Annotated in this window: 16 protein-coding genes and 3 pseudogenes; 9 read left to right on the top strand and 10 right to left on the bottom strand. The window is 72.6% G+C overall.

Annotated elements, in window-relative coordinates:
- Positions 1 to 75: 75 nt before the first annotated feature.
- Positions 76 to 513, bottom strand: coding sequence for a hypothetical protein (locus GTY47_RS28760; protein WP_010043638.1), 438 nt, complete (start codon positions 511 to 513; stop codon positions 76 to 78).
- Between the two features lie 65 nt (positions 514 to 578).
- Here GTY47_RS28760 and GTY47_RS28765 point away from each other — a divergent pair, with 65 nt between their 5' ends.
- Both GTY47_RS28765 and folE read left to right on the top strand, forming a co-directional pair.
- Positions 579 to 1,301 (top strand): helix-turn-helix domain-containing protein, encoded by a 723-nt coding sequence (locus GTY47_RS28765; RefSeq protein ID WP_050810283.1) that lies wholly within the window; start codon positions 579 to 581, stop codon positions 1,299 to 1,301.
- Between the two features lie 53 nt (positions 1,302 to 1,354).
- Positions 1,355 to 2,041, top strand: coding sequence for a GTP cyclohydrolase I FolE (gene folE, locus GTY47_RS28770; RefSeq protein ID WP_010043641.1), 687 nt, complete (start codon positions 1,355 to 1,357; stop codon positions 2,039 to 2,041).
- 65 nt (positions 2,042 to 2,106) lie between these two features.
- On the opposite strand, the gene GTY47_RS28775 is transcribed toward folE, so the two are convergent.
- Positions 2,107 to 2,529: a DUF6223 family protein gene (locus tag GTY47_RS28775; protein ID WP_010043644.1), complete on the bottom strand. Its 423-nt coding sequence runs from the start codon at positions 2,527 to 2,529 to the stop codon at positions 2,107 to 2,109.
- Positions 2,530 to 2,748: 219 nt separating this feature from the next.
- Here GTY47_RS28775 and GTY47_RS28780 point away from each other — a divergent pair, with 219 nt between their 5' ends.
- Both GTY47_RS28780 and GTY47_RS28785 read left to right on the top strand, forming a co-directional pair.
- Positions 2,749 to 3,876: a sensor histidine kinase gene (locus tag GTY47_RS28780; RefSeq protein ID WP_010043646.1), complete on the top strand. Its 1,128-nt coding sequence runs from the start codon at positions 2,749 to 2,751 to the stop codon at positions 3,874 to 3,876.
- Entirely contained in the window at positions 3,873 to 4,535 is a 663-nt protein-coding gene (locus tag GTY47_RS28785; RefSeq protein ID WP_010043648.1) for a response regulator transcription factor, read from the top strand. Before GTY47_RS28780 ends, GTY47_RS28785 begins: the two co-directional genes overlap by 4 nt.
- Before the next feature lie 155 nt (positions 4,536 to 4,690).
- Here GTY47_RS28785 and GTY47_RS28790 read toward each other — a convergent pair whose 3' ends face one another.
- The 5 genes and pseudogenes from GTY47_RS28790 to GTY47_RS28805 form a co-directional block, all read right to left on the bottom strand.
- Complete coding sequence (locus GTY47_RS28790) at positions 4,691 to 5,419, bottom strand: leucine-rich repeat domain-containing protein (RefSeq protein WP_010043652.1); 729 nt, start codon at positions 5,417 to 5,419, stop codon at positions 4,691 to 4,693.
- 68 nt (positions 5,420 to 5,487) lie between these two features.
- Positions 5,488 to 6,600: an ABC transporter substrate-binding protein gene (locus GTY47_RS28795; RefSeq protein ID WP_010043654.1), complete on the bottom strand. Its 1,113-nt coding sequence runs from the start codon at positions 6,598 to 6,600 to the stop codon at positions 5,488 to 5,490.
- Positions 6,601 to 6,692: 92 nt separating this feature from the next.
- Positions 6,693 to 6,977, bottom strand: a pseudogene (locus tag GTY47_RS41285) (transcriptional regulator); the annotation flags it as partial.
- Positions 6,978 to 7,302: 325 nt separating this feature from the next.
- The gene (locus tag GTY47_RS28800; protein ID WP_010043657.1) at positions 7,303 to 8,796 is read right to left on the bottom strand and encodes a tryptophan 7-halogenase; all 1,494 of its coding nucleotides are present in this window, start codon (positions 8,794 to 8,796) and stop codon (positions 7,303 to 7,305) included.
- Positions 8,793 to 16,904, bottom strand: coding sequence for a type I polyketide synthase (locus GTY47_RS28805; RefSeq protein WP_010043659.1), 8,112 nt, complete (start codon positions 16,902 to 16,904; stop codon positions 8,793 to 8,795). The genes GTY47_RS28800 and GTY47_RS28805 overlap by 4 nt, the downstream gene beginning before the upstream one ends.
- 106 nt (positions 16,905 to 17,010) lie before the next feature.
- On the opposite strand from GTY47_RS28805, the gene GTY47_RS28810 reads away from it, so the two are divergent.
- Both GTY47_RS28810 and GTY47_RS28815 read left to right on the top strand, forming a co-directional pair.
- On the top strand, positions 17,011 to 17,550 hold the full coding sequence (locus GTY47_RS28810; protein ID WP_010043660.1) for a phenolic acid decarboxylase: 540 nt from the start codon (positions 17,011 to 17,013) through the stop codon (positions 17,548 to 17,550).
- 19 nt (positions 17,551 to 17,569) lie between these two features.
- A pseudogene (locus GTY47_RS28815) lies at positions 17,570 to 17,845 on the top strand (helix-turn-helix domain-containing protein); the annotation flags it as partial.
- 52 nt (positions 17,846 to 17,897) lie between these two features.
- Here GTY47_RS28815 and GTY47_RS28820 read toward each other — a convergent pair.
- Positions 17,898 to 18,680: a DUF899 domain-containing protein gene (locus tag GTY47_RS28820; RefSeq protein WP_010043662.1), complete on the bottom strand. Its 783-nt coding sequence runs from the start codon at positions 18,678 to 18,680 to the stop codon at positions 17,898 to 17,900.
- An 85-nt stretch (positions 18,681 to 18,765) separates the two neighbouring features.
- Positions 18,766 to 19,311, bottom strand: a pseudogene (locus tag GTY47_RS41710) (CatB-related O-acetyltransferase); the annotation flags it as partial.
- A gap of 199 nt (positions 19,312 to 19,510) precedes the next feature.
- On the opposite strand from GTY47_RS41710, the gene GTY47_RS28830 reads away from it, so the two are divergent.
- On the top strand, positions 19,511 to 20,875 hold the full coding sequence (locus GTY47_RS28830; RefSeq protein WP_029181435.1) for an APC family permease: 1,365 nt from the start codon (positions 19,511 to 19,513) through the stop codon (positions 20,873 to 20,875).
- Between the two features lie 148 nt (positions 20,876 to 21,023).
- Here GTY47_RS28830 and GTY47_RS28835 read toward each other — a convergent pair whose 3' ends face one another.
- Positions 21,024 to 21,473 (bottom strand): hypothetical protein, encoded by a 450-nt coding sequence (locus GTY47_RS28835; protein ID WP_010043667.1) that lies wholly within the window; start codon positions 21,471 to 21,473, stop codon positions 21,024 to 21,026.
- A gap of 324 nt (positions 21,474 to 21,797) precedes the next feature.
- Here GTY47_RS28835 and GTY47_RS28840 point away from each other — a divergent pair, with 324 nt between their 5' ends.
- Entirely contained in the window at positions 21,798 to 22,787 is a 990-nt protein-coding gene (locus tag GTY47_RS28840; protein WP_010043670.1) for a hypothetical protein, read from the top strand.
- Between the two features lie 66 nt (positions 22,788 to 22,853).
- Entirely contained in the window at positions 22,854 to 23,591 is a 738-nt protein-coding gene (locus GTY47_RS28845; protein WP_010043674.1) for a class I SAM-dependent methyltransferase, read from the top strand.
- Positions 23,592 to 23,599: the final 8 nt, after the last annotated feature.

Here is a 23,599-nt window from a genome sequence, read left to right on the forward strand (position 1 = left end):
GGGACCGGACGCGGGGGAGGCGGGTGAGCCGATTTGCTGCTCACCCGCCTTCCCCCGTCCGTCCGCGCCGCCGTGTCAGTGCGGCTGCCGCTCGCCGTGGTAGCGCTGGGCGAGCCGGGCGAGGGCGACCGCGCCGAGCAGGAGGCCGAAGTCGCGCAGGGCGATGTCGTAGTACCCCGGGATGGTCAGCAGGTTGACGATGATGCCGGCCAGCCATCCGGCCACCAGCCAGCCCCCGAAGCGCGGGGCGAGAGCGACGACGAGCCCGGCGACGATCTCGACGACACCGACGGCGTACATGGCTGCCTGGGCGCTGCCGGGCACGATGTCGTTGATCCACGGCGCGAGGTAGGTGGGCCAGTCCACGAGCAGGTTGGCGAACTTGTCCAGCCCGAACAGGATCGGCGCCACGGTGAACCCGACGCGCAGGATGACGAACGCCTGGTAGCCGGGGTCGCCGAGCGCTGCCCGCCGGGGCTCGACGGACGAGGTGGGGTGGGTTGTGGACGTCATGACGCACCGTTCCTTCTATCGACAACTCTCACTAACGATAGAAGCGCGTATGGCTTCTTTAGTCAATGGCTGTGGGTTTTACACTGGTGTTCGTGGACCACCCGAAAGAAGCACCCCACCCCGACGTCTCCGCCGTCGCCGCCCTCGACGAGCCGACGCGCAGGCGGCTGTACGACCACGTCGTGCGCCAGCCGGGACCGGTCAGTCGCGACGAAGCCGCCGCCGCCCTCGGCCTGGCGCGCCAGACCGCGGCCTTCCACCTGGACCGCCTGGCCGACGAAGCACTCCTCGACGTCGTCTACGAACGGCGCAGCGGCCGCACCGGTCCGGGAGCCGGCCGGCCGGCCAAGCTCTACAAGCGCTCCGCCAAGCAGGTCACCGTCAGCCTGCCCGAGCGGAACTACGAGCTGGCCGGACGGCTCCTCGCCCAGGCCCTGGAGGAAGCCGAGGCCACCGGCGAACCGGTCCGCGCCGTCCTGCACCGAAAGGCCCACCGTCTCGGCGCCCGGCTCGCCGGGCAGGGCGGCCCGGGCGTGTTCGACCTCCTGGAGCGGCACGGGTTCGAGCCCCGCCGCGACGGTGACGCCATCGTGCTGGGAAACTGCCCCTTCCACGCGCTCGCCCGCGAGCACACCCAGACGGTGTGCGGCATGAACCTCCACCTGCTCCAGGGCGTCCTCGAAGGGCTCGAGGACAGCGATCTCCAGGCATGCCTGGCGCCCAGCCCCGGCCACTGCTGCGTCCGTCTGGAGCCGGCTTCCGCCCCGCCCGCGACCGCGAGTCCCTGACCCGCCACGCGCCGCCCGCCAGCCCCTTTTCCCCGTCACACGAGAGGTACGTCATGGATCTCGCCGGATCGATCAACGCCCACGCATCGCGCACCGCCGACCTGCCCGCCCCCTCCGCGAGCATTCCCCGCCCGCAGGCGCCGGCCCCCTCTCCCGCCCCCCTGCGCGTCGTCCACGACACCGACGGCATAGACCTGGCCGGAGCCGAACGCGCCGCGGCGGATTTCCTCGCCGCGCTCGGCATCGACACCAGCTCAGAGAGCCTGCACGGCACCCCCGGCCGGATGGCCCGTGCCTACGCCGAACTGTTCAGCCCCCGCCCCTTCGACCTGACGACCTTCCCCAACGACGAGGGCTACGACGAACTCGTGCTGGCCCGCAGCATCCCGGTGCGCTCGGTGTGCGAGCACCATCTGCTGCCCTTCACCGGCACCGCCCACGTCGGCTACCTCCCCGGGCACCGCATCCTCGGCCTGTCCAAACTGGCCCGCGTGGTCGAGCACTTCGCCTGCCGGCCCCAGGTCCAGGAACGCCTGACCAAGCAGGTCGCCGACTGGCTCCAGGCCCATCTCGAACCCAAGGGCGTCGGTGTCGTGATCGAAGCCGAGCACAGCTGCATGACCCTGCGCGGCGTCCAGGCCACGGGCTCCAGCACACTCACCTCCACCCTCCTCGGCACACTCCGCCACGACGCCCGCTCACGCGCCGAGTTCCTCTCCCTGACCGGGCTGCACTCCTGAAGCGCGGTGCGCCGTGGGGCCTGGCTCCTCACGAACACGGACGTGCGCTCGTATTTCCGCTCCGGTCAGCCGGTGCGGCGCGAACGGGTCAGGACCAGCCCGCCGAGGGCCGTGGCGATCAGCCCCACGAGCATCGCCACATAGGCCCCGCCCAGCCCGTTGCCGGTGCCGAGACCACCGTCGGCGGTGGCCGCGACCAGCCCGCCCAGGGCCATGCTGATCACTCCCGCCACCATGGCCGCCGTGGCCACGAGAGACTGGTCGACGGAGCCGATACGGCCGGCCGGGCGGGCCAGGGCCAGCCCGGCGACGACGAGGCCCGCCAGCCCCAGCAGCGCGCCCGTGGCGGATCCGAGTCGCCCGAGGCTGACGTCATGGGCAGCGGCGGCGACCGACCCGCCCGGCGTGTGGGCGGCCGCGGGCGCGGCGAGCCCGGTACCTCCGAGCAGCGCGACCGCAGCGGCGGCGAACAAGCGGCGAACAGACATCGAGACGCTCCTTCTCTTCCCGTGACCGGATGTCACCCGAGCATGTCCGCCGGGCCGAGCCCCGGTCGTCCGGCGGACGCGGACACTTCGCCCTGCCGCCGACGCCGCAGCGCGCTACCGCGCAAGCCGCAGAACGCACGCGCATACTGCATGTGCGGTAGCCGGCCACTCGCCCACGAGGCGGACCCGCCCGTGGCGCCGGCCGGTTAGGGTGCGCGCATGAATGCAGGTGAGACCCGCGTCCGGACCCTGGTCGGAGACTGGGGCATCGCCGTGGGCGTGGCGGGGACGCTGCTGGTCACGGGAGTGTCCGGGCAACCCTCCGCAACGGACCGGGACTTGCTCGGGTACGCGCTGCTGACGGCCGGCGGGCTGGCCCTGGCCGCGCGCCGCCGGGCCCCGGTCGCCGTCCTGGCGGTCACCGGGCTGTGCGCGATCGCGTATCAGGCGGCCGGCTTCGATGTGCCCGCCGTCGCCTACCTGTTCGCGGTGTACGCCGCCGTGCGCGCGGGACACCGGGTCGCCGCCGTCGCGGCGAGCCTGACCGTGCTGGCCGCCCTCCCGTTCGCGGCGCTCGCCTCCGGCCTCCACGACACGGGCGAGGCGTTCGCGCAGGCCCGGGGTGCCCTGGAAATCGCCTGGCTGATCGCGGCCGGGGCCGCCGGGGAGGCGTTGCGGCAGGCCGAGCGTCGGGCGGACGAGGCCGAGCGCACCCGGGAAGAGACCGCCCGACGCCGCGCCGACGAGGAACGGCTGCGCATCGCGAGGGAACTGCACGATTCGCTGACCCATCAGATCTCGGTCATCAAGGTGCAGGCCGACGTGGCCGTCCACGTGGCCCGCAGACGAGGCGAGGAGGTGTCGGAGGCACTGCTGGCGATCCAGGAGGCCGGCCGTGAGGCGGCCCGGGAGCTGCGCGTGACGCTGGAGGCGCTGCGCGACGACGACACGGCGCCCCCGCGCGGACTCGACGACGTGCCCGAACTGGTGGAACGAGCCGGCAGAACCGGTCTGAAGGCGACGCTGACGATCGAGGGAGAGCGCCATGACGTGCCGGCCGCGGTGGGCCGGACCGTCTACCGGATCGTTCAGGAGTCGCTGACCAACATCGCCCGGCACGCGGACGCCGGCACGGCCTCGGTCCGGATCGACTGCCGCCCGGACGCCCTCGCCCTCCGCATCGACGACGACGGCAAGGCCACACCGGCCGTCGCGCCGACGCCCGGCGTCGGGCTGCAGGGCATGCGCGAGCGCGTCACCGCCCTCGGCGGCCGGTTGCGGGCGGAGCCGCGCGGCGAGGGCGGCTTCACCGTCCAGGCCGAACTGCCCCTGGACCGGGTGTCATGATCCGCGTCCTGCTCGTCGACGACCAGCCGCTCATCCGCAGCGGATTCCGCGCGCTCCTCGACCTGGAGGACGACATCGAGGTGGTGGCGGAGGCCGCCGACGGCGGCGAGGGCCTGGAACTGGCCAGGGAGCACCTGCCCGACGTCGCGCTCATCGACATCCAGATGCCGGTCGTCGACGGCATCGAGGCGACCCGGCGCATCGCCGCGGACCCGGTCCTGGCCGGGGTGCACGTCGTCATCCTGACCAACTACGGCCTCGACGAGTACGTGTTGGACGCGCTGCGCGCCGGCGCAGCCGGATTCCTGGTCAAGGACATCGTGCCGGAGGACTTCCTGCACGCCGTACGCGTCGCGGCGCGCGGCGACGCCCTGCTCGCCCCCTCCATCACCCGCAAGCTGATCAACCGGTACGTCACCCAGCCGCTCCCCACCCACCCCGGCACGGCGCTGGAGGAGCTGACCGGCCGCGAACGCGAGGCCGTCGTCCTGGTCGCGCGGGGCCTGTCCAATGACGAGATCGCCGACCGTCTGGTGATCAGCCCACTCACCGCGAAAACCCACATCAACCGGGCCATGACCAAGCTCCGCGCCCGTGACCGGGCCCAACTCGTGGTGCTGGCCTACGAATCCGGCCTGGTGACCCCACGCGACTCCTGACCACGGCGGCCGTCATCGGCGTTCGCCGGACCCGCCCACCGCCTTCCTGCTCGCGGAGCATACCAACCGGATCACCGACGGCCGCGACTTCGCCACCCGCGTGATCACCGATGCCCTGACCAGGGCGGACGAAGCCTGAGGCGTGCCCCGGCAGTTCACAGCAGGACCACGCAGCCGCGCTGTTCCAGCTCGGTGAGCAGGTGCGGGGAGGGTGTGCAGGGGTTCCAGCGCAGATCCAGCTTCTCCAGCGCCCTCATCCGTGCGACCCAGTCCGGCAGTTCGACGATGTGGTTGCTGCGCAGGTCGAGCTGGCGAAGCCGGGGAAGGCGCATCAGGGGCTCCGGCACCTCGTCGAGCGCGTTCTCCCGCAGGTCCAGGTGTCGTAGCCCGTCCAGTTCGGTGACCGAGGCCGGCAGGCTGGTGAGCTTGTTCCCGCGGAGCCAGAGTTCGCGCAGCTTGCGGAGGGAGCCGATGCCCGCGGGCAGGGTGGTCAACAGGCTGTGCTGGGCGCGTAGTTCGATCAGATCCGTCATCCGGTCGATGGTTTCGGGCAGGGCGGTGAGAGGGTTTTCCCCGACATTGAGATAGCGCAGCCGCGACAGGTTCCCCACCGTGTCCGGGAGTTGGGACAGGCTGTTGTCGTGCAGATAGAGGCAGCCGCTGAGTTCGGTCAGGTCGCCCAGAGCGTCGGGAAGCGACGTGAGCTTGTTGTGGCCGAGGTCCAAGGTCGTGAGCCGGCGCAGTAGCCCGATCTCGGCGGGAAGAGTCGTGAGCCCGTTGTCCGCCAGAATCAGCACCTCCAGCTCGGTTCGTCGCCAGACCGACTCGGGTACTTCCCCGAGCTGGTGACGCCAGAGGCTGAGCGTGGTGGGCGCGGGCTGCATGTTCTCGGGTTCCCTTCCGCCGACGGTCCGGTACGAGCTTTTTTCGTGCGGGGCAGCGTCCTGGCCCGTCAGCCGGTGTGGAGGATCCGAAAGCGATCGGGATGCGCCGGGTCTCGATCGACGACCTGGACCGGCGGCACGGCCCATTGCCACACGCTGATGCCGGGCACGCGCGAGAACCGGATCCGGCCGCGGGTCCCCGGCACATCGACGCGGGGCCAGGATTCGGCCGTGCGCGCCCGGTCCGTCCCCTGGGCACGCAGCACCTCGGCGAGGACGGTGACCGTGTCGTAGCCCTCGAAGGCCACGAAGGAGGGCGCTTCGGCCAGCCGTTCGCTCAGGGTCGTCCCGACTCGTGTACCGAGGGGGGTGAGGCGCTCGGGCAGGTAGCGCAGGAACGGGATCGCGGCGCCGTCGTCGCCCAGCGACGTCGTCCATTCCGCGAACTCCGGCTGTCCGGCCGGAGCACCGATCAGCACCTCGGCGAGGCGCTCGTCGCGGCGGACGGACCTGACGAGCGGCACGGCCGGCTCAGGGTGACCTACCAGGAGCAGGAGGGCTGTCGCGCGATGCTCGACGAGTTCGTCGCGGACGGCCGTGGGGGTGAGCGCGCTCATGTCCAGTTCGATGACGGTGCCGCCGCGCGGAGTGAGGTGGTCCCGCAGAATGCGCGTTCCGGATGCCCAGTACACACTCGGCTGCGCTGCTACGGCGATGCGGCTGTGGCCAGTGCCGAGGAGGAAGTCCGCGTAGATCCGCCAGCCGCGCGACTGTGGCGGGGAGAGGCGGGCGACCCATTCCGTCGGCTGTTCGGTGAGCGCGTCGAGAACCGCTGACGAGCAGAGGTACGGCAGACCGAGGGCGTCGGCCCTGGTGGCAGCGGCGCGAGCGACGACGCTGTGATACTCACCGGCCAGCGCGGCCACGCCCAGGCCGGCCAACTCCTCCACGGCCGCCGCGGCCCTGTCCGGATCAGCCGCGGTGTCCCGGACCACCAGTTCGAGAGGCCTTCCGGCGATCCCGCCCGCGTCATTGACATCGCCCACGGCCAGTTCGAGCCCAGCGAGCAGGTGGTGACCCGCCTCGACCCAGCCAGGCCGGGTCAGCGGCACGAGAGCGCCGATCCGGACGGCCGATCCGTCAGTCCGCTCCGCTGCAGGGGGCCATGGCGGCGTACTCATGTGTGGGCGCCTCCCGCGCGACGATTCCGTTGCCGTCCGACGCCGGGAAACCTACCTCACCCCGAGTCCGCCGGTCGGCCGCCGCCGGGACTTCACGGTGAACGAAAGCCCGCGGCCGGAAACGCCGTACAGCCATGGTCGGCAGCGGCGGACGCGTCCTCGGTGGACGCCCGCGCGGCCGGCAGGCGCAGCGCGTCGTGCGCCGGGGTGACGGGGCTCGGCGGAGTAGGCGGTCAGGGCCAGACCCGGCTGTCGAGCCCCGATGACCGGGTGGCGGAAGGCTTTGCGGCCGGTGTGGCGCAGGCGCACGTTGTGCTCGGCCATGCGGTGCCGAACTCCTCGTTGCGGGTGACGAGTTCACCGCTCAGTCCGGTCAAGTGTGCGTGTTGCCGGTGTGCCCCGAACGTGTGCCCCGGCCAGCGAGAGCGGGTCGAAGGCGAGGGCGGCGTCCCGGTGGCGATCCATCGGGCCCCGCCGACGGGTGCAGACGCAACCCGTGGGCCGCGGTCCGGCGTGGCGGCGGGGCGTCGACCGGTTCGTGACGGTCGAGGCGGCTGCGGACGTGGCGGTTTCCCCGAGCGCGGCGAGGAATCCCTCGGCGGTGCGCGGGGCGGAGTCGGTCAGGTCGGTGTCGGCGAGATGGGCGACCAGTCGTCGCGACGGCCGGTCCGACCTCTGGGCACGCCGGCGGGACACGCGTCCCTACGCCTCGGGTTCGACCCAGGTCAGCCCGTCCTCCGACGCCACCAGGCCGCCGGGGCGCAGCGGTGCCTCGGTCTCCAACGGTCCGCCGAACAGGCCGCGTTCCTGGAGGGCGGCCCCCTCCTGGAACACCTGCCGGAAGGTCTCGGACTCGTAGAGGGGATTGCGCAGGTCGTCGGCGTCGGGGAGGCGGCGCACGGCTCGCTCGAAGTCGTCGGCGGCGGCGGTGAGCCGTTCGCCCGCCGGCCCGGCCCCCGTGAGCGACGCGTCGCCGGACGCCAGGCCGCCCACCAGCTCGACGAACGCCTCGAGTTCCGTCGTGCCGACGTTGGTGACCTTGCGCGCCTTCCAGAAATACGACCGCTCGTCCTGGTGCAGGTCGTAGAAGGAGACCAGGAACTCGTGGAACAGGCCGTACTCGTGCCGGTAGCGGGCCTCGAACTCGGCGAACAGACGGGCCTCGTCCACGTTTCCGGCGAGGCAGCCGTTGATGGACCGGGCGGCGAGCAGCCCCCCGTAGGTCGCGAGGTGGACTCCGCTGGAGAGCACCGGGTCGACGAAGCAGGCCGCGTCCCCGACCAGGGCCATGCCGGGCCGCCACAGCTGTGACTTCCAGTACGACCAGTCCTTGCGGACACGGACCTGGTCGTAGGGCGCCTCGTTGGCCTGCGGGATGCCGTCGAGGAAGCCGCGTACCTCGGGGCAGGCGTCGATCATTCGGCGCCAGGCGGCGGCCGGGTCGCGCTGGACGGCCTCGGCGTTCTCGCGGGCCACCACGGCTCCGACGCTGGTCAGGTCGTCCCGGAGCGGGATGTACCAGAGCCAGCCCTCGTCGAAGGCGGCGCAGAAGATGTTGCCGTCGTTCGGTGCCGGGAGCCGCGCGCCGCCGGCGAAGTAGCCGAACACCGCGATGTTGCGGAAGAAGTCGGAGTAGATCCGCTTACCGCCGACATGCGGGTGGATCCTGCTGCCGTTGCCGGAGGCGTCCACGACGTACCGGGCACCGGCCTCGCGGACCTCGCCGTCGGGCCCGGACCAGCGCACCCCGCGGATCCGCTCCTCGTCGGCGAGCACGCCCGTCACACGGCAGCCTTCCCGTACGTCGACGCCGACGCGGCGGGCGTTGTCCAGGAGGATCGCGTCGAACCTCGACCGCTCGACCTGGTAGGCGAACGAGGTCGGGTCGGCCAGGCGGGGCGACAGCGCGAAGGAGAACTGCCAGGGATCCCGGTTGCGGCCCCAGCGGAACGTGCCGCCGCGCTTCGGCTTGAAGCCCGCACGCGCCATCTCGTCCTCGACGCCGAGGATCCGGCACACGCCGTGCACGGTGGAGGGCAGCAGGGACTCGCCGATCTGGTACCGGGGGAAGGTCTCCTTCTCGACGAGGAGGACGCGGTGGCCGTGCAGGGCGACGGCCGCCGAGACGGTGGCCCCGGCCGGGCCGCCGCCGACCACGATGACGTCGAAGTCCTGCGGGGGCTTTGCCGAACTCACCGGTCTCCCTTCGCCGTTCGCGTGTCGATCCAGGCGCGGATCGCCGACGCGGTTGTCTCCGCGTGTTCCCGCATCATCGTCAGATGATCTCCCGGGACGTCCACGACGTCGTGCGCCGCAGGCCAGGACGTCCGCCAGTCGTCCGCGTCGGCAGAGGCCGCCATGGCGGGCGTGGGCCGCTGCGCGCGCACGAGGAGCGTGGGCGTGGCGATCGGTTCGGGGACCCAGCCGAGGAAGATCCGGTTGTAGGCGCCGATCGCGGCCAAGGTGCTGTCGTCGTCCCCGGTGAGGAGGGGCTGTCCGGTGTCCTGCGGTGAGCTGTCCCGCGGCGGTGGGGCGGCCAGGGACAGCAGCCAGTCCTTGCCGCTGTTGTCCGGCGTGATGTGGTAGGTGTCCAGCAGCACCAGGCCGGCCGGTGCCCGGCCCGTGTTCTCCAACTGGTGGGCCACCAGGTGCGCCACATTGCCGCCCGCCGACCGTCCTACGACCACGAAGGGCCCGTCCCCGACGTGCCGCAGCACGCTCTCGGCCTGCGTACGCGCCAAGGCGTCCCGGTCCTGCGGTACGGCGGCACCTGCGCCGATTCCGGGGTGCGGGAACTCCAGGACCTCCGAGGCCTCCAGGTCGCCCTGGAGAGCGCGGTGGAAGCGGGGGAAGTCCCCGCCGCCCGACGCGAGCGACGGATGGTAGGCCGGGACGTAGACGACCATCGGCCTTCCGCGACGGGAGCGGCCGGGGGAGCGGCGGATCGGGGGCAGCGCGTGCTCGCGGCCCCGGGCGGCCGTGAAGGTGGGCAGCGCCCAGGACGCGGTGACGAGCAGGTGCATCGCCGCCACCGGTTGCCCGGCGGCACTGACCGTCCGGAACAGCGAGGAGAGGGTGTACGCCGGCCGTTCGGATCCCGTGGCCGCTGTCGCGTCGGCGGTTCCTGTGGCCTCGGGGGCGGCTGCGGCGGCCGGTTCGCCTCCCAGCAGGCCGAGCAGGTGGCGGGCCAGTTCCTCGGCCGTGCGGTGTTCGAACACGACCGCGGCCGACAGCCGGAGCTTCAGCGCCATGCTCAGCCGGTTGCGGATCTGCACGGCGGTGAGGGAGTCGAACCCCAGGTCGGCGAGGGACTTGCCGGCCGGGAGGGCGTCGCCGTCCGGGTAGCCGAGCACGGCGGCCACGTCGCCCCGCAGCAACTCCACGAGCGCCGGCTCCCGCTCGCCGGGGGGCAGCGGGGCCAGCCGCTTCCGCCAGGCTCCCGGCTCCAGCATCTGTCCAGGAGACCCGGGGGAGCCCGAGGCCGTCGCCGCGGCGGGCGGCCGGTTCTGCCGGACGAATCCGCGCAACGGCGGTGGCAGGTGCCCCGCACCGGACCGAAGCGCCGCCCGGTCCAGCAGGATCGGAGCCAGGACCGGTCCCGTCGAGCGCAGCGCGGCGTCGAACAGGGTCATGCCCTGCTCTGTGGACAGCGGCATCAGCACGTCACGTGCCAGTGGGCGCTGTCGGGGCTGCTGCCCCGCCGCCATGCCGCCGGTGTGCTCCCACGGGCCCCACGCCAGCGAGACCGCCGGCAGTCCCTCGGCGGCGCGACGGTGGGCGAGGGCATCGAGGAACGAGTTCGCGGCCGCGTAATTGCCCTGGCCCGCCCGGCCCAGCAGACCGGAGACGGAGGAGAACAGGACGAACGCCGAGAGGCCCATGTCCCGGGTCAGTTCGTGCAGATGCCAGGCCGCGTCGGCCTTCGGACGCAGCACGGCCGCCATCCTCTCGGGGGTCAGTGAGTCCAGCACGCCGTCGTCGAGAACCCCGGCGGCGTGCACCACAGCGGTCAGCGGCGGCTCACAGCGCTTGACCACCTCGGCCAGCGCGGCCCGGTCGGCCGTGTCACAGGCGACGACGGCGACCCGAGCCCCCAACGCTTCCAGTGCATCGCGCAGTTGGGCTGCCCCGGGCGCCTGCGGTCCACGGCGTCCGGTCAGCAGCAGATGCCGTACGCCGTGTCCGGCGACCAGATGACGCGCCAGCTCCGCGCCCAGCGCCCCGGTGCCTCCGGTGATCAGGACCGTACCGTCCGGGCCGAAGGCGGCACCCGCGCCCGCTGCATCACTGGCCGCGGCCAGCCGCGGAACCGTCACCCGACCGTCCCGCACCCGGAGTTGCGGCTCACCGGTGGCGACGGCCGACGGCAGCATCCGCAGTGACTCGGGCTGCCCGTCGACATCCACCAGGACGACACGTCCGGGCAGCTCCGACTGCGCCGTACGCACCAGGCCCCAGACCGCCGCACCCGCCAGGTCCGGCACCGGCCCGGTGGCGTCCCGCGTGACCACGACCAGCCGTGAGCCCGCCGTGCCCGGGTCGTCCTGCCAGTCCTGGAGCACCTTGAGTACTCGGCCCGTCAGCTCGTGCGTGGCGGAGACCGGATCCGAGCCTGTCGCAGGGGCGATGGCTGTGACGGCGATGACACCGGGGTGCACGCCGCCGGGCAGGAAATCGGCGAGATTCAGCTCGTCCGGCCCGCGCACGGCCCAGGCCCGCTCATCAGCGTCACCGGGGAAGAGGTCGAGGACGGCCCACTCAGGGCGCAGCAGAGCCCTTCGTACGAAGTCCTCCGCCAGGCCGGCGCGGCCTGCCCGCTCGGCCGGGAGTTCCCTGGTCGCCAGCGAGTCCACGCGTGCCACGAGTCGGCCGGACGGGTCGGCCAGGGTCAGCGAAACCGTGTCGGACTTCGTCGACGTCACCTTGACGCGCAACTCCGTCGCTCCCGAGGCGTGCAGGCTCACCCCGCTCCACGCGAACGGCACCCGGACCGTGCGCGTGTCCGCGGACGCGGCCAGCAGCGGCGCGTGCGACGCGGCGTCGAACAGCGCAGGATGGACTCCGAAGCGGCCCGCTTCCGGGGCGTGCGACGGGGGCAGCCGGACCTCCGCGAAGACGTCGTCGCCGCGCCGCCAGACCGCGCCGACCCCCTGGAAGGCAGGCCCGTAGGCGAGCCCGGCCTCGGCGAGGGCGGGGTACGCGCCGGTGAGGTCCACCGCCTCCGCGCCCTGGGGTGGCCACTGTGTCAGTTCGTCCTGCGGGGCGCGGCCTCCGCCCAGCTGTCCGGAGACATTCCGTGTCCACGCGGCCTCGGCGGAATCCTCCGGCCGCTCGGGCTGCTCCGGCCGGGAGTAGACGTCGACCGGCCGCCGGCCCGAGTCGTCGTCCCGCGCACCCACCACGACCTGGACCCGCACCCCCGCGGAACCGGACAGGGCGAGTGGCGAGAGCATCACGAGTTCGTCGACCGCGCCGCAGCCCACCGCCTCACCCGCCCGCAGGGCCATCTCCACGAACACCGTCGCCGGCACGACGACCCTCCCGGCGACGACATGGTCCGCGAGCCACGGGTGAGCAGCGAGGGACAACAGCCCGGTCAGGACCGTCCGCTCGGTGTCCGGCACCGGGAACGCCGGGCCCAGCAGGGACCCGGTGCCGGTCGCCGACGGGCGAGGAGCGTCCAGCCAGTACCGCTGCCGCTGGAAGGCGTACGTCGGCAGATCCTCGCGGCGCGCGCCGGAACCCGCGTACACCGCCGCCCAGTCGACGGCGGCCCCGGCCACATGCAGCCGCGCCACGGCCGACAGGAGCGTCTCCGGTTCGTACGCATCGCCTCGGGTGGCGACGGCGAGAACCGAGCCGCTCGTGGACGTGTCGGTCAGACAGTCGGCGGCCGCCGCGGTGAGTACGGGCCCGGGACCGAGTTCCAGGTAGGCGGAGACGCCGTCGTCCGAGAGCCGGCGCACGGCGTCGGCGAAGCGCACGGGCAGCCGGGCGTGCCGCGCCCAGTACTCGGGCGTGCACAGTTCCGCGGGCTCGGCGAGCCGTCCCGTCACGGTGGAGACGATCGGGACACGCGGCGGTCGGAAGGTCAACTCCCGGGCGACGGCCAGGAATGCGTCGAGCATCGGCGCCACCAGGGGCGAGTGGAAAGCATGGCTCACCCGCAGCCGTACGGCCCTGCGTCCGCGCGCCTCGAAGCCGGCCGCGACCGCGAGCACCGCGTCCCGCGCGCCCGAGATCACCACCGAGCTGGGCCCGTTGACGGACGCGACGGCCATCTGCGCTCCCTCAGCTGCCTGCGCCACCTTCGCTTCCTGCGCCCCGAACTGCGCGAGCTCCGTGGCGACTTCCTCCTCGCTCCCCTCCAGCGCCACCATCGCACCGCCGTCGGGCAAGGCCTGCATCAGCCGTCCGCGAGCGGCAACCAGCGTCGCGGCGTCGGGCAGATCGAGCACGCCGGCGACATGCGCGGCCGCCAGCTCACCGACGGAGTGGCCCACCAGCCGGTCGGCCCGCACGCCCCACGACTCCAGCAGCCGGAACAGCGCCACCTCGAAGGCGAACAGTCCGGCCTGGGTGAAGTCCGTACGGTCCACCAGAGCCGCTTCCGGTGAGCCCGGCTCGGCGGACAGCACGGCGCTCAGCGGCTGGGGGAGACGGTCGTCCAGGTGACGGCAGACCTCGTCGAAGGCGTCGGCGAAGACGGGGAAGGCGGCGCGCAGTTCGGCGCCCATCCGGGGGCGCTGGGCGCCTTGTCCGGTGAACAGGAAGGCCGTACGGAGCTCCGGGTCGGCCAGTCCTCGGACGACACCGGGGGTGTCCCGGCCCTGCGCGAACGCGTTCAGCGCGTCCAGCATCCGGGTTCGGTCACCGGCCGGCACGAGCGCGCGATGGCTGAGGGCGGAGCGCGACACCGCCAGCGAGTGGGCGACGTCGGCGGGCGACAGGGCCGGCCGGTTCGCCGCCTCGGCCGCGAGCCGTCGGGCCTGGGCGCGCAGGGCGGTCTCGTCGGCGGCGGAGAGCAGCCAGGGAACGGGCGGCACCGCGGCTGCCCGCGGGGAGACCGCCGCCTCCGGAGAGGCCGCCACCTCCCGTGGGACCGCGGTCTCCTTCTCCGGCGCCTCTTCCAGAATCAGATGCGCGTTGGTCCCGCCGATCCCGAAGGCCGAGACCCCCGCACGCCGCGGCCGGTCCGAGGCCGGCCAGGGCCGGGGCGCGGTCAGTAGTTCCACGCGGCCGGCGGACCAGTCGACGTGCGGTGTGGGCGCGTCGACGTGCAGGGTCCGGGGCAGTGAGCCGTGCCGCATGGCCTGCACCATCTTGATGACGCCGGCGACTCCGGCCGCCGCCTGCGTGTGCCCGAGGTTGGACTTGACCGACCCGAGCCACAACGGCTGCTCACGGCCCTGTCCGTACGTGGCCAGGAGGGCCTGCGCCTCGATGGGGTCGCCCAGCCGGGTGCCCGTGCCGTGGGCTTCCACCACGTCCACGTCACCGGTGCGCAGCCCCGCGTCCGCCAGCGCCCGCTCGATCAGCCGCCGCTGTGCCGGGCCGTGGGGCGCGGCGAGCCCGTTGGACGCGCCGTCGGAGTTCACGGCGGAGCCGCGGAGCACGGCCAGGACCGGATGGCCGTTGCGCCGCGCGTCGGACAACCGCTCCAGCAGGACCAGTCCCACGCCCTCGCCCCAGGCCGTGCCGTCGGCCGCCGCCGAGAACGACTTGCAGCGCCCGTCCGGCGACAGCCCGCGCTGCCTGCTGAAGGCGAGGAACGGCTTGGGCGTCGCCATCACCGTGACCCCGCCGGCCAGCGCCAGCGAGCACTCGCCCGAGCGCAGCGCCCGCGCGGCCCAGTGCAGCGCCACCAGCGAGGACGAGCACGCGGTGTCGACCGTGATCGCGGGACCGCGCAGACCGTACACGTAGGAGATCCGCCCGGAGGCCACACTGCCCGCCGAGCCCAGCCCCAGGTGCGCCTCCAACTCGTGGGAGCGCGTGAAGCGGGCGGAGTAGTCGCCGTACATCACGCCGACGAACACGCCGGTGTCGCTCTCGCGCACCGACGCCGGGTCGATCCCGGCCCGCTCCCACACCTCCCAGGACGTCTCCAGGAGCAGCCGCTGCTGCGGGTCCATGGCGAGCGCCTCGCGCGGCGAGATCCCGAACAGCCCGGCGTCGAACTCCGCGGCCCGCTGCAGGAACCCGCCGTGCCGCGTGTACGACGTGCCGACCCGGTCGGGATCAGGGTCGTACAGGGCGTCCAGGTCCCAGCCGCGGTCGGCCGGGAACTCCGAGATGGCGTCCCGCCCGTGCGACACCAACTCCCACAGGTCCTCGGGGGAGCCGACGCCACCGGGATACCGGCAGCCCATGGCGACGATCACGATCGGATCGTCCTCGGGAGGCCGGCCCGGTCCGCCGTACGCCTGCGGGTGCCCCACGGGCTCGCCCTCGAAGAGCGCCACACGCAGGTACCGGGCCACCGCGGTCGGCGTGGGGTGGTCGAAGACCAGTGTCGACGGCAGGCTCAGACCGGTCAGCGCGCCGAGCCGGTCCACCAGCTCGACGACGCCGGCGGAAGTCATGCCGAGATCGGTGAACGGCCTGTCCGCGTCGGGCAGATCGCCCGGTGTGCGCCGGCAGACCCCGGCCGTTTCGGTCAGCACCGTTTCGCGTAGCGCGCGCTCCTGGTCGCCGCGCGAGAGGGACAGGAGCCGCTCGCGCAGGGCGGTGGGGGCGGCGTCGGCCGCGACCGGAGCGGCCGGAGCGGCGGCGACCAGCTCGTGCCGGGCGATCTTGCCGGACCCGGTGCGCGGCACGGCGGTGATCTCGCGGATCTCGGCCGGCACCTTGTAGTCGGCCAGCCGGGTCCGGCACTCGGCGAGCACCTGCCGGGCGTCGAAGCCCTCCGGACCCGGCACCACGAAGGCGACCGGCACCTCGCCGAGCACGTCGTGCGGCACCCCCACGACCACGGCCTCGGACACGCCGGGACACTGCGCCAGGGCCTGCTCGATCTCCGTCGGGTGGATGTTCTCGCCGCCGCGGATGATCAGCTCGCTGAGCCGGCCGGTGAGCCGGAGATGGCCGTGCTCGACGCGGCGGCCGAGGTCGCCGGTGCGGTACCAGCCGTCCCGCAGCGCGGCGGCCGTCGCCTCGGGCTGCTCGTGGTACCCGGTCATCAGGCCCGGCCCACGCACCCAGACCTCGCCCTCGGCCCCGTCCGGGACGTCCTCGCCGCTGAGCGGGTCGACGACGCGTACGTCCGTGCCCGGCACGGGCGCCCCGCAGGAGCCGTCGACCCTCGGCCCCTCGGGACGGTTCACCGCGATCATGCCGCAGGTCTCGGTACTGCCGTACGCGTCCAGCAGCGGCGCCCCGAGGGTCTCCTCCACGGCCGCGCGCAGGGCGGGGCCGCTCGGGGCGCCGGCCACGAGGCACATCCGCAGCGCCGGCGGGGCCTCGCCGCCCGAGTCGAGCAGCCGGTGATACGTCGCGGGTACGCCGGCCAGCAGGGTGAAGGGCCCACCGAACCCGGCGTGCGCGGCGAGCAGCTCCTGCCGCAGACCACCCGGGGGCAGCAGCTCACCGGCGATCCGGGCGCTCGCGCCCACGGCCGTCACGCCCAGGATCGCCAGCGAGTGGCTGAAGCTGTGGAACAGCGGTAGCGGCCAGAGCAGGCGGTCGTCGGGCGAGAGACCGAAGACCGGGGCGTAGCAGGCGGCCACGGACCACAGCGCGGCCCGCTGCGTGGACACCACACCCTTGGGACGACGCGTGGTGCCGGAGGTGTAGAGCATCCAGGCCGGATCGTCGAGGCCGAGCAGGTCGATCTCCGCGTCCCCGCCGCTCTCGGCCGCGCTCCGGAACGACCGGGCGCCGTCCGGGACCGGGCCGCTCCCGGTGACCAAGGCGCTCAAGCGGTCGTACGGGGGCCCCAGGCGCCGCAGTTGTGCCAGGTGCGCGGCGTCCGTGATGACGCATGCGGCTCCGCTGTCCTGGAGGAAGTGGGCCAACTCGGCGTCGGAGGACCGCGGATCGAGCGGGACGCCGACCATCCCGGCCCGCAGGACGGCGAGGCAACTCTCCACCGCCTCCACGCAGTTGCCCAGACAGATCGCGACCCGGTCGCCGCGCCGCAGCCCGGTCCGGGTGAGGTACGCGGCCAGCGAGCGCGTGCGCCGCTCCAGTTCGGCGTAGGTGACGCTGCGCGAGGAGTCGGAGTAGGCCACCTTTTGCCCGGCTCCCCCCGCGTGCCGCCGTAACAGCTCCGGCACCGGTCGGATCAGCTCGTCACGCCTCATGTCTCCGCCTTCCGGACCCGCGCGCCGCAACGATGTTGAGCCTATGCGAACGGGGCTACTCGTACGGCCCGCCGCAGTGTCACCGCGGCAGCAAGGAGGTACCCCCATGACCGGCAACGGAGCACACGTGACCACCGTCCGGAGCCCTGTCCCCGCGCAGGAGCTCTCCGGCATCGTCGGCCACCGCTTCATCTACACCTACGCCAACGGCTGGCAGTACGAGATGTACGTGAAGAACCCGACCACCATCGACTACCGGATCCACTCCGGCATGGTGGGCGGCCGCTGGGTCAAGGACCAGCGGGTGGACCTCGTCCAACTGGACGACGACCACTACAAGATCTCCTGGAACGAGCCCACCGGTACGTCGGTCTCCGTCAACGTCATGCCCGGCAAGCGCCGCCTGCACGGCGTGATCTTCTTCCCTCGCTGGGTCGAGGAACACGGCGACCGCACCGTCCTCTACCAGAACGACCACCTCGACGAGATGCGCAGGTACCGCGACGAGGGCCCGACCTATCCGATCCACATCGTCCCGGAATTCGCGAAGATCACCCTCTTCGAGTACGTCGGCCCCGACGACGACACGGTCATCGCCACGGCCCCCGGAGATCTCCCGCAGGGCTGGTCCGACCGCACCAACTGAGTTCAAGGCGTCCTCAGGGGCGGGACGGCTGCCGGGCTACAGCGTGCGCACCCTCACGCGCGCGAGCCGGGCTGTGACCGGGTCCGGAGCCAAGCGCCTGATCGACGACCGGGTGCTCCTGGAGGCCAAGCGCCTCCCGGTGCACACCGACCTGCCCGCCACCGCCGTCGGCGAACGCATCGGCTTCCCCGGCCCCACGGCCTTCACCCGCTTCTTCCGGCAGCGCGCCGGAGAGACTCCCGCGGGTTTCCGCAACCGGGCCCGGGGCGGCCCGCGACGTCCGGGAAAGGTCTGAGGGAGGAGCGCTCCCGCTTCACACGCCTTGCGCCGGGGCCGTCGGCCAGGCGTCAGTGGTGGTGGCCCTGCCGGCCGAGGGTCTCCACCGGCGTCGCGCCGGGGCGGGTCCACTGCGGCACGGGGCGGCTGGTCGGGCCCCAGGTGGCGTTCCCGTCCGCGTCCGAGCGCCAGGACCAGCACGGGACCTGCCCCTCGGGCCAGCCCTCGGGGTTGTCCTCCCACGCCTCGCCGCGGCCGTAGGGCGTCATGTCGAGCAGACCGAGGGACCCGTTGACCCGCTCGTTGCCGCGGCCCGTCGTGGAGTAGGTGAGGAACACGCGGTCCCCGTCGCGCAGGAAGCAGGTGAGGTAACCCATCTCGCCGCCGACCGGCGCGTCCACGTCGCGTACCGAGTACCAGGGCTGGGTGTAGCCCATGAAGTCGACGTAGGAGGCCACCTCGTCCCATCGGCCCGAGGTCAGGACGGCGAACGAGACACCGCGGGCGTTGAGGTAGACGGCGTCCTTCAGGTGCCAGGCCGTGGTGGTGCAGCCCTCGCACTGCCCCTGGTGCGGGGCGCCGTCGTACCACATGTGTTTGTAGACCACGAGCTCGTCGCGGCCCTGGAACAGGTCCAGGAACGGGACCGGGCCGTCGGGGCCGACGACCTCGACAGTCCCGTCGAACTCCACCATCGGCAGCCGGCGGCGGGCCGCGGCGATCGCGTCGCCCTCGCGGGTGTGGGCCTTCTCGCGGACCAGGAGCTCGTCACGGGCGGCCTGCCAGGTGGCCGGGTCGACGACGGGCGGGCGGCCGGGCAGCTCGGTGGTCGGGGCGTCCGGGGTGGTCGTCATGGTGTCCTCCGTGGTGTCCTGTGCCGGGCGGTGCCGTACGCCTCGTACGACACTCACCGGAACAGACTCGCGACCCGGCCGAAACTCATCGCGGGGGCCGGGCGGCCTCCAGGTCGGCGATGCTGCCCGACATGATCGTCCGCACGTGCTCGGTGATGTGCTCCACGGGCCAGTTCCACCAGGCCACCGCCAGCAGCCGGGCGACGTCCTCGTCGCTGTACCGGGTACGGATGAGGCGCGCGGGGTTGCCGCCGACGATGCCGTAGTCCGGCACGTCACTGGTGACCACGGCGCCGGCTGCGATGATCGCCCCGTGCCCGATCCGCACGCCGGGCATGATCGTCGTGCCGTGGCCGAACCAGACGTCGTTGCCGACCACGGTGTCACCCCGGTCGGGCAGGCCGGTGAGCAGGTCGAAGTGCTCGGCCCAGGAGCCGCCCATGGTGGGGAAGGGGAAGGTCGAGGGGCCGTCCATGCGGTGGTTGGCGCCGTTCATGAGGAACCGCACTCCTGTGCCCAGCGCGCAGAACCTGCCGATGATCAGCTTCTCCGGCCCGTAGTGGTAGAGCACGTTGCGCGTCTCGAACGCCGCCGGGCCGTCCGGGTCGTCGTAGTAGGAGTACTCCCCGACCCTCCATCGGATGCAGGACGGTCGGGTCGGCGGGTACGAGCACGGGGGTTCCTCATCGGTAGCGGGTTCGTGTCCGGTCCATGGTCCCCTCGCGGGCGAGGTGCGCGGGGGCGAGGCGAGTAGTACAAGGCATCACGCATGGTCTTCCGGGCAGGGGAGACGGTGTTCCGGTCCGTGTCGAACGCCTCAGGGAGCTTTCGTGTCCGCAACCGACAGGGATGCAGCCGCCGTGCCGGAGAGGGAGGAGGAGACCCCGCTGCGGCGGGCCATCGGCCCCAGACTGCTGGTCCTGTTCGTGATCGGTGACATCCTCGGCACCGGCATCTACGCCACCACCGGTCAGGTCGCCGGCAAGGTCGGCGGGGCGCTGTGGCTGCCGTTCGTCATCGGGTTCGCCGTGGCGATCCTGACAGCCGCCTCGTACGTCGAGCTCGTCGGCAAGTATCCGAAGGCGGCCGGAGCCGCGCTCTACACCCAGAAGGCGTTCCAGGTCCCGTTCCTGACGTTCATCGTCGCCTTCATGGTCATGTGCTCGGGCCTGTCCTCGGCGAGCGCGGCGGCCCGCGCCTTCAGCGGGGACTACCTGTCCGAGTTCACCGGCTTCTTCCCGCCCACGCTCGTCGCGATCCTGTTCATCCTCGCCCTGGCGGCGCTGAACCTGCGAGGCGTGTCGGAATCCGTGAAGACCAACGTGGTCCTCACCGTGGTCGAACTGACCGGCCTGCTCGTCATCCTCACGATCGGCGCCTGGGCCGTCCTGACCGGTGACGGCGAACCCTCCAGGCTCGGGGAGTTCCAGGCGGAAGGCAGCGGTCACACCCTGCTCACCAGCGTGCTGGGGGCGACGGCCCTCGGCTTCTTCGCCTTCGTCGGCTTCGAGGACTCCGTCAACATGGCCGAGGAGACCAAGGATCCGGTGCGGACGTTCCCGCGTGCCGTCTTCACCGGCGTTGCCGTCACCGGCACCATCTACGTCCTGGTCGCCCTGGTCTCCTCGCTGCTCGTCGACTACCGCGTGCTGGAGGACTCCAGCGGCCCGCTGCTGGAGGTCGTGAAGGCCGGCGGGCTCGACTTCCCGCCCAAGCTCTTCGCCCTGATCGCGCTGTTCGCGGTCACCAACTCGGCACTGATCAACATCATGATGGCGTCCCGCCTCTGCTACGGCATGGCGAACGAACGCATCCTGCCGCGCTCCCTGGGCCGCGTCCTGCCCCGGCGCCGCACCCCGGTCGTCGGCATCGTCTTCGTCTCGCTCCTCGCCATCGGCCTGGTCTCGACCGGGGAGATCGAGGGCCTCGGCGACACCACGGCCTTCCTGCTGCTGTGCGTCTTCGCCGTCGTCAACATCGCCGTCCTGGTCCTGCGCCGCGACCGCGTCGAACACCGGCACTTCCGTACGCCGACCGCCCTGCCGGTGCTCGGCGCGGTCACGGCCCTGATCCTGGCCAGCCCGTTGGCCGACCGGCCCGCGGACGTCTACATCCGGGCGGGCGTGCTGGTGGCCATCGGTATCGGGCTGTGGGTGCTCAACAAGGCGGTGCTCAAAGTACGCGGCGCGGCGTGAGCCGGCCCGACCGCCGGGCGGCGCGCCGAGAACCGGCACCGGGCCACCACGGCTCCCGCGCGACGGCGGCGGGAGCGTGATGGCCCGGCAGAGGGGTTTCACAGTGGTTCAGCGCGGTTCAAGGTCGTTCCGGGCGGTCAGGGTTCGTTCAGCGCGTGAACGTGACCCGGTGTTCCTTCAGGGTGCCGCAGTTGGAGCCGTACACCTGGACATACACGTTGTTGATGCTGCCGCCCCAGTCGACGCAGTGACCCTTGCCGTAGACGTAGGTCGGTCCGGCGTAGGACGTGTACCGCCCCTCGTCCGAGTCCCCCGTCTCGGTGTCGGGGACGTAGACCCACGCGGACATGGCCAGGGCGGTGCCCGGGTTGTTGCGGATGGTCGCGACGCAGTTCTGCCCGTTGGCGGCGTTGTACGTCAGATAGACGGTGCCGAGCGAGCCGACGTTCGCCGAGTTCACGGTCTTGTAGCTGCTCCCGCAGACCTTCTGCGGCGTGGTGTTGGGCGCGGCGGAGGCCGGCGCGGCCAGGGCGGTCGTGGCCCCCACCGTCAGCGCGGCTAACGCGGAGGCGGCCAGGACGGAACGGGTGAATCTCATATTTCCCCCTTGCAACTCTTCGAGGTGGTTGCTCCTGCATGGTGTGACCCGCGGGCCGTCCAAAGGGTTGTGCCGCGGTCCGGGGAATTTCGTTGCGCGGCAGGGGAGTTGGCGGGAGAGGCCCGAGCATGCCCAGACCTCGTCACTCTTACTCGCGAGTCACTTTCACCACACGCGAGATCCCGAGGATCTGCCCAGGGGTGTCACACATGCTGCACATCCCCCTTCCAAAGTCTCGTTAGCGTTACGGCTCGAGCCCACGTGCGAACGTGACCAGGCCGCGGCCGGCAAGCCGCCGGCACAGCCAGATCGGGAAGACCACACATGGACTACTGCTCCTCGTGCCGTCGGCACCTCAACGGCGCCTTGGTCTGCCCGGGGTGCGGCGCCTACGCCCCGGACATCGACCCCTCCGCCGCCGACGGCCGTACCGGCCCGGACGCATGGGCGTACCCGGCCGCCTCCGGCGCATGGCGCGACGGGAACGTGGACGGGAACGTGTGGGACGACGGCAGCGTCTGGGACACGAACCGCGCCGGCACGCGGGAGCTCCCCCTCGCGTACACGGGATCGTCCGGCGGCCGCCCCCCGACCCTCGGCACCGACCCGTCCGACGGCCACGGGCCCCTGAGCACCGGCTCGTCCGACGGCCACGAGACCCCGGACACCCCCGGGACCGACGGCTACCAGGCCCCGCAGCAGGGGCGCGCGGCACGACGCCGTCAGATGGCCCGCTGGAAGAAGAACCAGCGCCGGGCCGTCGTGGCGACCGCCGTCGCGCTCGTCGGAGGCGGTCTCACCGTCGCTGCCATGAACGGCAACTCCACGCACGGCGTGCAGTCGGCCACGGCACCGCAGGACACGACCATGGGCGGCGCCGACGGTCAGGCGCCGACGTACACCGAACCGACCTCGACCCGGCACGACACCGCGCGGTCCTCGGTCACGCCCACCACTCCGCCGCACGCCGGCCGCACCGCGCAGCGCGAGCAGCCCCGCACCGCTCCCCGCAGCACCCCGGCGGACCCGCGGACGGACGCGGCCACGACGCCCCGCGAGCTGCCGAAGACGACGCAGCCCAGGACCACGGTCCCGAACACCGTCGACACCGTCACCGGCAACGCCGGCAAGTCCACGTCGACGGTGACCGAGCAGACGCCCCCGCCCGCCGCCGACACCGGCGACGACACACAGCAGGCCGCGTCTCCCGAGACGACCCCGTCCACGGCGAGCCCCACTCCGGCCGCGACGCCTCCCTCGAATTCCGGCTCCGACTCCAAGGAGCTGTGCCTGCTCGTCATCTGCCTGGGCTGAGTCGAGCGAAGGCGCCCGCCGGAAACCGGTGGCCACACCGCGGCCGCCCTTCGTAGCGTCGGACGCATGGCAGACGAGTGCTTCCGGCATCCGCGGCTCGCCGCGGTCTACGACCCGCTCGACCCCGACCGTGCCGATCTCGCCGCGTACCTGCGCATGGCGGAGGAGTTCGGGGCGCGCCGGGTGCTCGACATCGGCTGCGGCACGGGCGTGTTCGCGCTGCTGCTGGCGGAACGCGGGGTCGACGTCGTCGGCGTCGATCCCGCCGGCGCGTCCCTGGACGTGGCCCGGGGCAAGCCGGGCGGCGAGCGGGTGCGGTGGATCCACGGCGATGCGACGGCCCTCCCGCCCCTGACCGCCGACCTCGCGACCATGACGGGCAACGCCGCCCAGGCGGTCGTCGGTCCCGAGGACTGGCGGAGCACCCTGCGAGGGGTCCGTGCGGCACTGCGGCCCGGCGGCCGCTTCGTGTTCGAGACCCGGGTTCCGGCCCGCCGCGCCTGGGAGGAGTGGAACCGCGAGGCCACGCACACCGTGACGGAGGTGCCAGGCGTCGGTGCCGTCGAGTCCTGGGCGGATCTGCTGGACGTGAGCGGGCCGCTGGTGACGTTCCGGTGGACCTATGTGTTCGCCGCGGACGGGCAGGTGCTGACATCGGACTCGACACTGCGTTTCCGTGAGCGGGAAGAGGTCGAGGCGGAACTCGTCGCGCACGGCTATGTGGTGGAGGACGTGCGCGACGCGCCCGATCGGCCGGGCCGGGAGTTCGTGTTCGTCGCACGGCGTCCGCGACCAGCCGGCTGACGCGGCCT

The organism is Streptomyces sp. SID5464, from assembly GCF_009862985.1.
Classification (GTDB): domain Bacteria; phylum Actinomycetota; class Actinomycetes; order Streptomycetales; family Streptomycetaceae; genus Streptomyces; species Streptomyces chartreusis_D.